Raw genomic sequence first — 13,646 nt, 5'->3', positions numbered from 1 at the left:
GCTCGCGCCCTGATTCCCGACGATCGAAAAGCGTGATCGCCGCGAATGAGGACCCGAACGATCGACGCGACCTCGCGGGGCGCGGGGGTCAGTTGCGGCGGATGTCGGTGGGGAACGTGGCCATCAAGGCGGTCGGCATGCCCTGGCGGCGCAGCACCCGGCCCCACAGGTCGACGTTCGGCGGTGTGAGCACGTCGTCGGGCAGGCCCTTGACCACGATCCAGTCGCCGCGGCCGACCTCGTTGCCCAGCTGGCCCTCGCCCCAGCCCGAGTAGCCCGCGAACACGCGCATCCCGCGCACCTTCGCCACCAGCACGTCCGGGTCGGCGTCCAGGTCGACCAACGCCACCGGACCGTGCACGCCGACCACGCCTTCGAGTGACGCCAGGTCCTCGCCGGTGCGCAGCGCGGCCAGGCACAACGCCGTCTTCTGCTCCACCGGCCCGCCGATGTAGACGGCCTGCGGGCGGCTCACGTGCGGCCCCCACGCGGGCAGCACGTCGTGGACGGCCACCTCGCTCGGTCGGTTCAGCACCACGCCGAGGCTGCCCTCGTCGCGGTGGTCGATGACGTAGACGACGGTCCGGCGGAAGTTGGGGTCGGTCAGAGTCGGTGCCGCGACCAGCAGGGAACCCGGTTCGACGTCGGCATCAGGGCGCACGCACCCATGATCCCAGACGAAGCGCGCGGACCGGTGGGACGCACATCCGCGCTCGTGGAACATCCGGGATACGGTGTTCGTTGTAGTGACCGTCAGGCGCCATCGAGTCCCCCGGGCCCACTGAAACGCCTACGCGGAATACCGTCCGGCTGGAGCCGCGTAGTGCCCTCCGCCGAGAGGCGACCGGGCGCCTGGCACCAGGGAGGCCGGACCCCACGCGGGTCCGGCCTTCGTGGTCCGCGCCCCGGGAGGCATAGGCTCAGCGGGTGAACACTGCCGGCACCACTGCGGCGAAGCACCACCTCGGTGTGCGGAAGCTCCTCGCGGTGGAGGACTTCCGCAGGTTGCTGGCCTCCCGGCTGGCGGCCCAGTGGGGTGACGGCCTGTTCCAGGCGGGCCTCGCCGGCGCCGTCCTGTTCAACCCCGAGCGCCACGCCGACCCGCTCGCCGTCGCGGCCGGGTTCGCCGTGCTGCTGCTCCCGTACTCCGTGGTCGGTCCGTTCGCGGGCGCGCTGCTGGACCGGTGGGACCGCCGCCGGGTGCTGGTGGTGGCGAACCTCACGCGCGCCGTCTTCGTCCTGCTCACCGCGACGGCCGTCGGCCTCGGGCTGGGCGGGGTGCCGCTGTACGCCTCGGCGCTGTTCGTCACCGGGGTGAGCCGGTTCGTCGGCTCCGGTCTGTCCGCGTCCCTGCCGCACGTGGTCGAGGGCGATCACCTGGTCGAGGCGAACGCGTTCGCCGCCACGCTCGGCGCGCTGACCGCCGTGCTCGGCGCGGGCTGCGCAGTGGCGCTGCGGTCGGTGCTGGGTTCCGGTGACGACGGCTCGGCCTGGACCACGGCGTTCGCGGTCGTCGGGTCGTTCGGCGCCGCCTTCCTGGCCTCCCGCTTCGCGCGTGGCGCTCTCGGGCCCGACGAGGTGGACGAGCCCAGCCGGACCGTCACCGCCGTCGCCCTGGGCCTGCTGGACGGCGCACGGGCCGCGTGGCGCGCCCCCAGCGTCGCCGCCGCCCTGCTGGCGCTGCTCGCGCACCGGGTCGGGTTCGGGGCGTCGTTGCTGATCACGCTGCTGCTGATGCGCAACTCGTTCACCGACGCCGGGCCGTTCAAGGCGGGCATGGCGGGGCTGGGCGAGGTCGCCGTCTTCGGCGGTGCGGGCATCCTGCTGGCGGGGCTGGTCACCGACCGGGTGGTGGACCTGCTCGGCCGGCGCGGGGCGGTCTGCTGCGCGCTGCTGCTGGCCGCGGCCACCCAGCTCGGCCTCGGCCTGCCCATGACGCTGCCCACCACGCTGGCCGCGTCGTTCCTGCTGACGTTCGCCGGCCAGGTGGTGAAGCTGTGCGTGGACGCGGCCGTGCAGGGCGACATCGGCGACGAGGTGCGCGGCCGGGTGTTCGCCCTGTACGACACGCTGTTCAACGTCACGCAGGTGGCAGCCATCACCGCCGCGGCGGCGGTCGTCCCGCTGGACGGCCGGTCACCCGGCCTGCTGCTCGCCGCAGCGGTGGCCTACCTGCTGGGCCTGGCCGGCTACCTGCTCCTCGTCAAGCGCGAACCAGCCACCTGACCGACCCCACCCAACCGACCCGCGAGGTCGCGTCGATCGTTCGGGTCCTCATTCCCGGCGATCACGCTCTTCGATCGTCGGGAATCAGGGCGCGAGCGGTCGACTTCCAGGCGACCGAGCCGCCGTCTGCGGAGCAGCGGCATTCAACGGGGCAGCGGCAACCGGATGATCCCCGTCTCGTGGGCGTAGACCACCGCGGCCATCCGGTCGCGCAGGTGCAGCGCCCGCAGGATCTCCGACACCACCGCCCCCACCTGGTGCTGGCTCAGCGCCAGGACCCGCGCTATCTCGTGGTCCGCCAGCCCCCTGGCCAAGCAGCGGAGCACGGCCCGCTGCCGGTCGGTCAGCTCGGCCAACCCCTGTGCCCGGGTGCCCCCCTCGGACAGTCCCCAAGCGTTCATGCGACACCACCCCCAGTGCGCGTTTGACGCACACAGTCATGGTGTCGCAACTGCCTGTCACTGGCCAAGCCATTCCGACCAGATTGGTCACTTGGTGTTAGTCACGTTTCGGCTCGGCCGGGGGCTCCACGCCCTCCGACCGCGCCCACGCGAACAGCTCCGCGATGGCCTCGTCGTGGTCGAGCGGGCCGCGGTCCAGGCGCAGCTCCTTGAGGAACTTCCACGCCTTGCCGACCATCGGGCCCGGTGGCAGGCCCAGCAGACGCATGATCTCGTTGCCGTCGAGGTCCGGCCGGACCCGCTTGAGGTCCTCCTCGGCGGCGATCCGCTCGATGCGGCGCTCCAGGTCGTCGTACGTCCGCTGGAGCGCGTTGGCCTTGCGGCGGTTGCGCGTGGTGCAGTCGGCGCGGACCAGCTTGTGCAGCCGGGGGAGCAGGTGCTCGGCGTCGGTGACGTACCGGCGCACCGCCGAGTCGGTCCACTCGCCGCTGCCGTAGCCGTGGAAGCGCAGGTGGAGGTACACGAGCTGAGCGACGTCCTCGATGATCTCCTTGGAGTACTTGAGGGCGCGCAAACGCTTGCGGACCATCTTCGCCCCGACCACCTCGTGGTGGTGGAACGACACCCCGCCGCCCTCCTCGAACCGCCGGGTGTCCGGCTTGCCGATGTCGTGCAGCAGCGCGGCCAGCCGCAGGACCAGGTCCGGCTCCGGCCCGTCCTCCAGGTCGATGGCCTGGTCGAGCACGACCAGCGAGTGGTGGAACACGTCCTTGTGCTGGTGGTGCTCGTCGATCTCCAGCTTCATCGCGGGCAGCTCGGGCAGCACCACGTCCGCGAGCTTGGCCTCGACCATCAGCTCGACGCCCGCGCGCGGGTGCGCGCCGGTGAGCAGCTTGGACAGCTCCACCTGCACGCGTTCGGCGGTGATGCGGGTCAGCTCACCCGCCATGGCCGCCATCGCCTCGCGCACGCGGGGCGCGACGGCGAAGCCGAGCTGGGACACGAACCGGGCCGCGCGCAGCATCCGCAGCGGGTCGTCGGAGAACGACTCCTGCGGGGTCGCGGGGGTGTCCAGGGTCCTCGCCCGCAGCGCCTCGCGACCCCCGGTCGGGTCGATGAGCTGCCGGTTCACCACGTCGTAGGCCATCGCGTTGACGGTGAAGTCCCGGCGGACCAGGTCGCCCTCGATGGTGTCGCCGAACGTCACCTCGGGGTTGCGGGTCACGCCGTCGTAGCTGTCCGCGCGGAACGTGGTGATCTCGACGGTCTGCCCGTACTTGGTCGCGCCGACCGTGCCGAACGCGATGCCGGTGTCCCAGATCGCGTCCGCCCAGCCCTTGAGCAGCGCCATGACCTGCGGCGGACGGGCGTCGGTGGTGAAGTCGAGGTCGCCGGACAGCCGGCCGAGCACGGCGTCCCGCACGCTGCCGCCCACGAGGTACAGGCGGTGACCGGCCGCGGCGAAGCGGGCGGCCAGCTCATCGGCCACGGGCAGGGCGCTCAGCAGTTCCACCACGGCATTGTCCTGCCCGGGAGAAGGGGCTGTGGGGGTGACGGGTCCGGACACGAGGAGCCAGCCTACTGGTCGTCGGCGCGGACCCCGAACGACTTGTCCGCGGCCACCCCGCGATGTTGATCACTACTCGCTACCTCCCTGTCACGTCCCGTAATCGCTGGTCGCTACTACCATCAGGGCATGCCCCAGTCGTCCGGTCGCTCCGGCGGTCCCAAGCCGAGGCGCCGGAACCGGCGTCGCGGTCGCCGGCTGAAGACCGTCGACGAGACGTCGGCGGGCGGACTGGTGCTCGACTTCGAGCAGCACGTCGCCGCGATCATCGGGCGGCTCGACCGGCGCGGCCGGCTGCTGTGGTCGCTGCCGAAGGGCCACATCGAGGCCGGTGAGACCGCGGAACAGACCGCGGTGCGCGAGGTCGCCGAGGAAACGGGTATTCATAGCAGGGTGCTGCGCCCGCTCGGCTCGATCGACTACTGGTTCGTGGCCGAGGACCGGCGGGTGCACAAGACCGTCCACCACTTCCTCCTGGAGGCGCTGGGCGGCGAGCTTTCCGACGAAGACGTGGAGGTCACCGAGGTGGCGTGGGTGCCCCTTGGCGAACTGGACGACCGGCTCGCCTACGCGGACGAGCGTCGACTGGTGCGCCGAGCCGCCGAACTGCTCTCCGAGTACCAGACGGACGGAGCGGAGTCGGCGTGAAACGGCTGCTGTCCGCACTAGCGGCGGCGGGGATCCTCCTCGTGGCGACGGCGTCGGCGGCGCCGGCGGCCCCCGTCGACGGGGGGCGGTTGCCCGTCCGGCCCGCCCCCGCCACCCAGGTGTGGGCGACCAGGGCGCTGTCGAGCCAACCGGACCAGCAGTCGCAGGTGTGGCTGCGCCTGGACGTCGAGGAGATGACCCCGCGCGTGGTCACCTCGGACGGCCCCGACTCGATCACCATCTCCGGCAAGGTCGTCAACGTCGGTGACCGGCTGCTGGAGGACATCGAGCTGCGCCTGGAGCGCGGCGACCCCCTGACCGGCGAGGACGACGTGCGCAAGGCGCTGCGCGAGCCGACCGACGCCGAGGTCGTGCAGCCGAACTTCACCCCGGTCACCGACCGCCTGGAGCGCAACGAGTCGAAGCCGTTCCGGCTGACCGTCCCGCTCGGCGGCACCGGGCCCACCTCGCTGCGGATCACCGAACCCGGCATCTACCCGATCCTGGCCAACATCAACGGCGTCCCCGACTTCGGCGGACGGGCCAGGCTGGCCGCGCTGAGCACCCTGCTGCCGGTGCTCGCGGTGCCCGGCGGGCAGGCGCCGACCCCGCCCGCGAACCCCGCGAGGCTCACCCTGCTGTGGCCGCTGGCCGACCGGCCGCGCCTGGTCAGCACCAACCCGACCGTGCTCACCGACGACGAGCTGGCCGGCTCGGTGTCCATGGGCGGGCGGCTGTACGGCCTGCTCATGGCCTACGAGTCGGCGCTGGCCGCCGGCCCGCTGTCCGGTGGCGTGTGCCTGGCGGTCGACCCGGACCTGCTGCGCACCGTCGAGGCGATGACCCGGGACTACGAGGTGCGCGGGCAGGGCGCGGGCAAGGGCCGCAGCGGCGCCGACCTGTGGCTCACGCGGCTGCGCCTGCTGGCCGCCGGGCGGTGCGTGATCGCGCTGCCCGACGCGGACGCCGACCTCGTCGCGCTGTCCCGGGCCCGGCTCACCGACCTGGGCAAGCTCGCGCTCGACGGCGCCGAGGTGGTCCGCCAGGTCCTCGGCGTGCAGCCGACCCAGGGCCTGACCTGGCCCGAGGACGGCGTGCTCGACCAGCAGGCGCTGTCGGACCTGACCGGCCAGGGCGTCACGTCCCTCGTGCTCGACCAGTCCGCCGTCGCGGGCACCCCCGGCACCGGGCCGATCCGGTTCGACGTGGCCGAACGCGCGCCCGTCACGGCGGTGCGCATCGACGGCATGGTGTCCGACGCGCTGCAGGGCGCGGCGACGGCGCGGCCGGTCGCGGGCGTGACCACGCCGAGCGAGACCCGGCCGGTGTCGGTGCAGAACGCGCTGGCCGCGCTCACCTTCCGGGCCGGTTTCCAGAGCACCGGCCAGAACGTCGTCATCGCGCCGCCACGCCGGTGGAACGCGCCGACCGGCGAGGTCGACACCCTGCTCCAGACGACGAAGTCGCTGGTCGCGGGCGGTTTCGCCACGGCCGTGGGCCTGCCGTCGCTGCTGGCGTCGCCGCCCGAGCAGACGGCCGCGCTGAGCTACCCGGTCGAGTCGGGCGCGCGCGAGGTACCGCCCTCGGTGACCGCGACGGTCTCGGAGTCGTGGCGGCAGCTCCAGCAGCTGACGGAGGCGATGAGCCAGCAGGACGCCGAGTCGGCCGACCCCGGCGACCTGATCGACCCGCTGCGGATGAGCCTGCTGCGCGCGGTGTCCGGCGCGTGGCGCGGCAACGAGGACGGGGCGCGCGCCGCGCTGGCCGTGGGCCGTGAGCAGATCGACGGGTTGCAGGGCCAGGTCACGGTGACCGAGCCGAACAGCCCGATCCTGCTCGGCTCCGGCGACAGCCCGATCCCGCTGTCGATCAAGAACCGGCTCGACGTGCGGGTCACCGTGCGGATCGTCATCGAGGACACGCCGGGCATCGTGGTCAAGGACTCGACCGACATCGAGCTGCCCGCGCGCGGCGACCGCCTGGTGCGGGTGCCGGTGGAGGTGCTGCGGTCCGGTCGGTTCCCGGTGCACGTCCGGCTGGTCACCACCAGCGGGGTCGAGTTGGGCGAACGCGCCCGCCTGGAGGTGTCGTCCTCGGCGTACGGGACGATCACCGTAGTCATCACCTGCCTGGCCGGCGCCGCGTTGGTGCTGCTGTCCGCACGGCGCATCTACCGACGGGTGCGGGCCGCGCGGGCGGCCGCCGTCGAGGTGCCGGACGACGCCAGCGGGGTCAAGCCGCCGGAGAGGTCGAGCACGAGTTGAGCGGAACAACCACGGTGACGCAGGAACAGCCGCAGGGCCCGTCGCTGGCACGCGCCAGCGGCTCGATGGCCGTCGCCACGATCGTCAGCCGCGCCTCCGGGCTGCTGTCCAAGCTGCTGCTGATCACGATCGTCGGCGTCGACGCGCTCAACGACTCCTACCAGGTCGCCACCACGCTCCCGACGATGATCAACGAGCTGCTGCTCGGCGGCGTGCTGACCAGCGTGGCCATCCCGCTGCTGGTGCGCGCCGAGAAGGAGGACGCCGACCGCGGCGAGTCCTACGCCCAGTGGATGATCACCATGTCGGCGGTCGTCCTGGGCATCGGCACGGTCATCGCGGTCGCCTGCGCGCCGCTGCTGACGGCCCTGTTCATCGACTCGCCCGACGCCAAGCCCGAGCTGGTCACCGCGTTCGCGTACCTGGTGCTGCCGGGCATCGTGTTCTACGGGCTGTCCGCGCTGATCGGCGCGATCCTCAACACCCGGCACGTGTTCGGCCTGCCCACGTGGGCGCCGGTGCTGAACAACCTCGTCGTGATCGCCACGCTGGTCGTGTACTGGCTGCTGCCCGGCGAGATCTCGATCGACCCGGTGCGGATGGGCGAGCCGAAGCTGCTGGTGCTCGGCCTGGGCACGATGCTCGGTGTGGCGCTGCAGGCGTCCGTGCTGGTGCCGGCGCTGCGGCGGACCGGGTTCCGGTTCCGCTGGCGGTGGGGCTGGGACCGGCGGCTGTCGGAGTTCGGCGGCCTCGCGTTCTGGGTGCTGCTGTACGTGGCGCTCGGGTTCGTCAGCATGGTCGTGCTGACGAAGGTCGCGACCTACAACCACGGCGCGATCACGGTCTACAACATGCAGTGGCTGATCGCCCAGGTGCCCTACGGGGTGCTCGGCGTCTCGCTGCTGACCGCGTTGATGCCGAAGATGAGCCGTGCGGCGGCGGCGCACGACACCGACGCGCTGGTCGGTGACCTGGCGCTGGGCAACCGGATGTCGGCCATCCTGCTGATGCCGTTCAGCGCGTTGATGACCGTCTCCGGCGTCTCGATCGGCCTCGCGCTGTTCTCGTTCGGCAGGTCCGGCCTCGGCGGCGGCGAGTCGATCGGCACGGCGCTCGCGCTGTCCGCGTTCGGCCTGGTGCCGTACGCGATCACGTTGCTGCAGCTGAGGGTCTTCTACGCGCTGAAGGACGCCCGGACGCCGACGTTGATCCAGGGGATCATCGTGGCGGTGCGGATCGCGCTGCTGTACGGGTTCCTGGCCATCTCGCCGCCCGACAAGCTCGCGGTCGGCGTGTCGATCGCCATGTCGTTGAGCTTCGTGGTCGGCGCGCTGGTCGGCCAGCTGTGGCTGCGGGCCCGGCTCGGCAGGCTGCGCACCGGTTACACCGCGTGGACGATCTGCCTCACCGTCGTGGCGTCCGCGATCGCGTTCGGGGTGGCGACCGGGCTGGCGTGGCTCGCCGTCCGCCTGTTGGGAATCGAGTCCCGCGTGGCGGGCGCCTGGGTGGAGGTCGTGATCGAGACGATCGTCGGGTTGCCGCTGACCTTCCTGCTGCTGGCCCTGTTCCGGGTGCCGGAAGTGAGGCCCGCGATCGCCAAGATCAGTCGTTTGGTGGGTCGTCGGTGACAACTGCGAACCGACCCGGTCACGTACTCTCAGGCCCGTGAGCAGCGGTCCGATCCAGAACACCTCGCTGGTGCCCGGCGGGGTGATCGGCGACGGCCGGTACCGGCTGTTGGCGCGGTCCGGTGAGGACCGCCGGTGCGACGCGCACCTGTGGCGGGCCAAGGACGGCCAGCTCAACCGGGATGTGGCGCTGACCGTCCTGGTGGGCGACCCGGCCGACCAGGCCGCGGCGGCGCGCGCCAAGCGGACCGCCGAGCGGGCGATGCACGCGTCCAGCTTCACCCACCCGGGGGTGGCCCGGGTGATCGACGTGCTGACGCCGGGTGCCGGGATCAGGCTCGACGAGGGCATCCTCGGCGTGATCGTGGCCGAGTGGACCCAGGGCACCGACCTGCTGGACCTGGTGGCCGAGGGCCCGCTGCCGGCGGGCTCCGCGACGCGGCTGCTGGAGCCGCTGGGCGCGGCGATCGAGGGCGCGCACCACGCCGGCCTCGTGCTCGGCGCGGACCACCCGCAGCGCATCCGGGTGACGGCCGACGGCAGGCTGCGGCTGGCGTTCCCCGGCCCCCGGCCCGACGCGATCGCCCGTGACGACGTCAAGGGCCTCGGCGCGATCCTGTACCTGCTGCTGACCGGCAAGTGGGCGCTGCCCAACGGCCCGGACGGCGTGCCCGTCGCGCCGACGGGTCCGGACGGCGCGGTGCTCGCGCCGAGCGTGCTGCACCCGTACGTGCCGCACGAGCTGTCGTCGGTGGCGGTGCGCAGCCTGGAGGACACCAGCGTCGGCGGCATCCGGACCAGCGCCGCGATCCTCCAGGTGCTCGACCAGATCACCCAGTCCGAGGCGCAGACCGCGCTGATCCAGCCGGTGCCCGACGGCACCCCGGACGACGGCGCGGTGTGGACCACGCAGCGCCCGGTCCGCGACAAGGACCGCAAGCGCAAGCTGCTGATCAGCGTGGCCGTGCTGACGGTGGCGACGCTGGCCGTGGTCATCTGGCTGGGCGTGCAGATCGTGAGCTTCTTCAGCGACGAGCCGTCGCACAGCGGCGGCCCGACGGTCGTGATCGGCCAGTCCACGACGCCGGGGCAGAGCGGCCAGCCCGCACCGCCGGCGCCCCAGCCCGCCGGTCCCGTGCAGCCCGCGTCCGTCGGCGTGTACGACGTCACCAACCAGCCCGACAACGCGAACCGGGCCAGCCGTGCGGCGGACAACAACCCGACGACGGTGTGGCAGACGGAGAACTACTTCCAGCCGTTCCCGGCGCTGAAGCCGGGGATCGGGCTGATGGCGAGCTTCGCCGAGCCGGTGCGGTTGTCGTCGGTGACCATCACGTCCCCGAGCGAGGGCACGGTGGTGGAGATCCGCGTCGCGGGCTCACCCGGTGCGCCGCTGGAGGAGACCAAGGTCATCGCGAACGCGACCCTGTCGGCCGGCCAGACGCAGATCCAGCTGGGCGACCACGAGCCGACCCAGCACCTGCTGGTGTGGATCACGAAGCTCGCGGGCGGCGGCAAGAACAACCGCTCCGAGATCGCGGAGCTCGTCTACACCCGCGCCCAGTAGCTACGACTCGTCGCGGCCGGCGGTCGTGCGCAGCGCCGCGTCGGCCGCCTCGACCACGGCGGGGTCGCGCGTCGCGTCGGCCAACGCGGCCAGGCCGGCGGCCTCGGCGTCGAGGCTGGGATCCTGCGGCCAGGAAGGGGTGCTGGGCCGTTCCGGCGGCTGCCCGCCCCGGCGGGCCAGGGCCAGGCCGATCCGCAGCACGCACGCGTCGAGCGCGACGTCGTCCTCCACGCCCCGCGACCGCAGCTCGGCACGGGCGGTCTCGCGCACGTCCAGCGGCACGTGGCCGGTGACGGCCAGCTGGGCGTCGCGGATCTCCACCACCCGCCGGTAGAGCCGCAGCTCGACCGTCCGGATCGACACCAGCGCGACCAGCGGGTGCGGCGGCGGTTCCAGCACCGCGGTCGGCACGACGGCGGTGACCTCGGCCCAGAGGTCGGCCAGGTGGTGGTAGGCCACCTGGCGGCACAGCCGGACGGTCACCTGGTGGCCGACGCGGATGAGCGCGGCCACCCCGGCGGACAGCAGCGCGGCGTAGAGCAGCAAGGACGTCACCGCGCCGTACACCGGTCGGGCGGCCCGCTCGACCAGCGCGAACCCGTGCGCCAGCACGTACCAGACCCGGAACCCGACGTAGACCAGCCCGATGGCGGTGCCCAGCCACAGCAGGCGCAGCGCCGTCCGCAGCGGGCCCCTCGACGCGGCCCTCGCCTGGCCGGACAGCATGACGCCGGCCAGCCCCAGCCCCGCGGCCAGGCAGAGCTGGAACAGCGCCTGGTACGCGACGACCTCCGGCGCGGTGGCGTGCCAGTAGCCGAAGTCGGGCTCGTCCTGCCGCCGCGGGATGTGCGCGAAGAGCACCACCATCGCCACGGCGGCCGACCCGAAGACCGCGTCCGCGGCCCGCACCAGCCGCCGCCAGGCCCCCACGCCCAGCTCCAGGAAGAAGGCGACGCCGAGCAGGGCGGACAGGTGCCCGAGCAGGATCGCCACGTCCGGGATCCCGCTCAGCGAGCCGACCGAGGCGCGGACGCCGCCGACGGAGAGCGTGCCGGACACGGCGAAGCACAGGAACGCGAGCGTGGTGGCCCGCTGCTGCGCGGACCCTCGCAACGACGGCAACCGGAACGCGAGCACCAACCACAGCGCGGACAGCGCTACCAGGGCGACCACGGGCTAGCCGCTCCGCGGGACGCCGAAGACGTCGTCCAGGAGGCCCAGCAGGCCGTCCGGCCGGGGTCCGGCCGACGCCCACCCCGCCTGTTCGAGGATGAGGGCCGCGATCATCTCCGCTTCTTCCTCCTCGGGCGCCGAGTAGCGGGTGCGCATGAGCACCCGCTGCACCATCGCGGGGTCGAGGTCGGTGAGGACGGCGGCCAGCGCCGCGCCACCGTTGTCGATCTCGTGGTCGCAGATCATGTGGCCGATCTCGTGCAGCACGATGTTGCGCTGGTGCAGCGCGCTCGCGCCCTGGGCGTGGAACACGTGGTCGGCCCGCCCGGTGGCCACCCACATGCCGCACGGCACGTCCGGACCGGCCGGGAGGGCCAGCGGGTGCAGGTGGAGGGGACGGCCGCGGTCGCGGGCGAGCTGCGCGCACAGGGCTTCGAGCGAGAACGGCACCGGCACGGTGAACCCGGCGAGCCTCGCCCGGCACTCGCGCCGCAACCGGCCCCGCGCCATCACGCCCCCATGCGGTCGCACGTGCGGCCCTCAGTCGAGTTCGTCCGCCGGGGGCAGGCCTTCGACGATCCGGGCCTGCTCGATCATACTGCGGATGGCGTGGATGCTGGCCGGTGACAGGTCGGCGGCGCGCATGGCCAGCGAGCGGACCGCGTTGTCCCGCAACGCCACGAGCAGTTCGAGCTGCTCCCGCACGCCGCTGGTGTCGTCGTCCAGGAAGTAGGCGGGCGGCACGCCGAAGAACTGCGCCAACGCCTCCAGGTGCCGCTTGGTCGGGTTGTCCCGCAGTCCCTTGCGCAACTGCCACACGTAGGTGTGCGAGATGGTCACGCCCTGCTCGCGGATGGCCGCCGCGACCTCTTCGTAGGTGTACTCGCGCCCGCCGCGCGGGTGGACCGCGCGGAACAGCCGGTCCAGGCGGTCGGCCAGCGATTCCGGTGCGCTCTCCTCGGTCACCCGCGTCAGTTTACGAGCCGGGTCACCCCATCAACTGTTGACAACGCGACGAGCGGCTCGGCAGGCTGGCGTCATCAACTGAGGTTTATGGAGATGATCACGATGTCAACTTGCACCACGAGAAGCACGCCGTCCCGGGCTTCGGTCGCGACCGCCTTCGCCACCGCCGCCCGTCCGTGACGCGGGGGAGTGGTCACGCGCGGTGGGCGCCGTGCTGCCCGCCGCGCGTCCACGTCCTCCGTGCAGGTGACCGGAGAGGGGTTGTCCCAGCCCGATAGGCTCCCCCGCGTGACCGCCGCAGCCAGCTCGGACGCAGACCTCATCGCGGCGCACGCCGCGGGTGACCCGCACGCCTTCTCCGAGCTCGTGCGCAGGCACCGGGATCGCATGTGGGCCGTCGCGCTGCGCACGCTGCGCGACCCGGAGGAGGCCGCGGACGCGCTGCAGGAGGCGTTCATCTCCGCCTTCCGCGCGGCGGCGAGCTTCCGGGCCGAGTCCCAGGTCACGACCTGGCTGCACCGAATAGTCGTCAACGCCTGCCTCGACCGGATGCGCAGACGACAAACCAGGCCGACCGTCCCGCTGCCCGAGGCGGGCCCCGGCGAGCCGGTGGCGCCGCGCGACGCGATGGCCGAGCGCGAGACCCGCCTGGTGGTCCAGGCCGCCCTCGACGAGCTGCCGGAGGAGCAGCGCGCGCCCATCGTGCTGGTCGACGTGGAGGGCTACTCGGTGGCCGAAACGGCGCAGCTCCTGGGCATCGCGGAGGGCACGGTGAAGTCCCGCTGCGCCCGCGGGCGGGCCAAGCTCGCCAAAGTTCTGGGGCACCTCCGGAACCAAGGTGCAGATGCGAACGTCCCAGTGAACGATGTGCAGGTGCAACAGGGACGTCAGTTGGAGGAACGATGACCGGCAATGTGCGGCGTTCAGGGCCGCCGTGGTCCGTCGACCTGCTGGCTGATCTGCACGCCGGGGCACTGGACCCGCGGACCGAGGCCGAGCTGCGGCCGCTGGTCGAGAACGACCCCGAGGCGCTCGCGGTCCTGGCGGCCCTCGACGCCACGCTCGACGACCTGCACGACCTGCCGCCGATCCCCATGCCGCGCCACGTGGCCGAGCGGATCGACGCGGCGCTCGCCCGGGAAGCCCGCCCGACCGCCCCGGTCGTCGACTTCGCGCAGGCCAAGGCCCGCCGCGCCAAGCGCCTCG

The 13,646-nt window shown here is 72.7% G+C and carries 12 protein-coding genes and 1 pseudogene; 7 read left to right on the top strand and 6 right to left on the bottom strand.

Going from position 1 to position 13,646, the window contains the following annotated elements; translation table 11 throughout:
• Window positions 1-88: 88 nt before the first annotated feature.
• Window positions 89-724 (bottom strand): YqgE/AlgH family protein, encoded by a 636-nt coding sequence (locus AB0G02_RS00905; protein ID WP_360787281.1) that lies wholly within the window; start codon window positions 722-724, stop codon window positions 89-91.
• 203 nt (window positions 725-927) lie between these two features.
• On the opposite strand from AB0G02_RS00905, the gene AB0G02_RS00900 reads away from it, so the two are divergent.
• The gene (locus AB0G02_RS00900; protein ID WP_360787278.1) at window positions 928-2,226 is read left to right on the top strand and encodes an MFS transporter; all 1,299 of its coding nucleotides are present in this window, start codon (window positions 928-930) and stop codon (window positions 2,224-2,226) included.
• Window positions 2,227-2,369: 143 nt separating this feature from the next.
• Here the strand turns inward: AB0G02_RS00900 and AB0G02_RS00895 are convergent, their stop codons facing one another.
• Both AB0G02_RS00895 and AB0G02_RS00890 read right to left on the bottom strand, forming a co-directional pair.
• The gene (locus AB0G02_RS00895) at window positions 2,370-2,627 is read right to left on the bottom strand and encodes a LuxR C-terminal-related transcriptional regulator (protein WP_360787275.1); all 258 of its coding nucleotides are present in this window, start codon (window positions 2,625-2,627) and stop codon (window positions 2,370-2,372) included.
• A gap of 97 nt (window positions 2,628-2,724) precedes the next feature.
• On the bottom strand, window positions 2,725-4,194 hold the full coding sequence (locus AB0G02_RS00890) for a CCA tRNA nucleotidyltransferase (RefSeq protein ID WP_360787272.1): 1,470 nt from the start codon (window positions 4,192-4,194) through the stop codon (window positions 2,725-2,727).
• 129 nt (window positions 4,195-4,323) lie between these two features.
• On the opposite strand from AB0G02_RS00890, the gene AB0G02_RS00885 reads away from it, so the two are divergent.
• The 4 genes from AB0G02_RS00885 to AB0G02_RS00870 are packed head-to-tail and all read left to right on the top strand — an operon-like array spanning window position 4,324 to window position 10,301.
• Window positions 4,324-4,842 carry an NUDIX hydrolase gene (locus AB0G02_RS00885; protein WP_053714528.1) on the top strand — a complete coding sequence of 173 codons (519 nt, stop codon included), beginning with the start codon at window positions 4,324-4,326 and terminating at the stop codon, window positions 4,840-4,842.
• Window positions 4,839-7,106, top strand: a complete 2,268-nt coding sequence (locus tag AB0G02_RS00880; protein WP_360787269.1) for a DUF6049 family protein — start codon at window positions 4,839-4,841, stop codon at window positions 7,104-7,106. Before AB0G02_RS00885 ends, AB0G02_RS00880 begins: the two co-directional genes overlap by 4 nt.
• Window positions 7,107-7,120: 14 nt before the next feature.
• A complete protein-coding gene (murJ, locus tag AB0G02_RS00875; RefSeq protein ID WP_360787266.1) occupies window positions 7,121-8,734 on the top strand; it encodes a murein biosynthesis integral membrane protein MurJ in 1,614 nt (537 codons plus the stop codon).
• A 37-nt stretch (window positions 8,735-8,771) separates the two neighbouring features.
• On the top strand, window positions 8,772-10,301 hold the full coding sequence (locus AB0G02_RS00870) for a protein kinase family protein (RefSeq protein WP_360787263.1): 1,530 nt from the start codon (window positions 8,772-8,774) through the stop codon (window positions 10,299-10,301).
• On the opposite strand, the gene AB0G02_RS00865 is transcribed toward AB0G02_RS00870, so the two are convergent.
• The 3 genes from AB0G02_RS00865 to AB0G02_RS00855 are packed head-to-tail and all read right to left on the bottom strand — an operon-like array spanning window position 10,302 to window position 12,440.
• A complete protein-coding gene (locus tag AB0G02_RS00865; RefSeq protein ID WP_360787260.1) occupies window positions 10,302-11,474 on the bottom strand; it encodes an MAB_1171c family putative transporter in 1,173 nt (390 codons plus the stop codon).
• A gap of 3 nt (window positions 11,475-11,477) precedes the next feature.
• The gene (locus AB0G02_RS00860) at window positions 11,478-12,005 is read right to left on the bottom strand and encodes a hypothetical protein (RefSeq protein ID WP_360787257.1); all 528 of its coding nucleotides are present in this window, start codon (window positions 12,003-12,005) and stop codon (window positions 11,478-11,480) included.
• Between the two features lie 9 nt (window positions 12,006-12,014).
• On the bottom strand, window positions 12,015-12,440 hold the full coding sequence (locus tag AB0G02_RS00855; RefSeq protein WP_360787254.1) for a helix-turn-helix transcriptional regulator: 426 nt from the start codon (window positions 12,438-12,440) through the stop codon (window positions 12,015-12,017).
• Window positions 12,441-12,728: 288 nt separating this feature from the next.
• Between AB0G02_RS00855 and sigM the strand changes: the two genes are divergently transcribed.
• Complete coding sequence (gene sigM, locus AB0G02_RS00850) at window positions 12,729-13,346, top strand: RNA polymerase sigma factor SigM (protein WP_360787252.1); 618 nt, start codon at window positions 12,729-12,731, stop codon at window positions 13,344-13,346.
• A pseudogene (locus AB0G02_RS00845) lies at window positions 13,343-13,646 on the top strand (hypothetical protein); the annotation flags it as partial. The gene sigM and the pseudogene AB0G02_RS00845, both read left to right, overlap by 4 nt.

The sequence above is a fragment of the Actinosynnema sp. NPDC023658 genome (assembly GCF_040639995.1).
In the GTDB taxonomy this organism is placed as follows: Bacteria; Actinomycetota; Actinomycetes; order Mycobacteriales; family Pseudonocardiaceae; genus Actinosynnema.
This window is presented reverse-complemented; position numbering and strand designations above follow the sequence as displayed.

Bases quoted from the DNA above. Each gene is read 5' to 3' on its own strand.
- AB0G02_RS00905 (WP_360787281.1), bottom strand. From the start codon at position 724: ATGTTCCACGAGCGCGGATGTGCGTCCCACCGGTCCGCGCGCTTCGTC.
- AB0G02_RS00895 (WP_360787275.1), bottom strand. From the start codon at position 2,627: ATGAACGCTTGGGGACTGTCCGAGGGGGGCACCCGGGCACAGGGGTTG.
- AB0G02_RS00885 (WP_053714528.1), top strand. From the start codon at position 4,324: ATGCCCCAGTCGTCCGGTCGCTCCGGCGGTCCCAAGCCGAGGCGCCGG.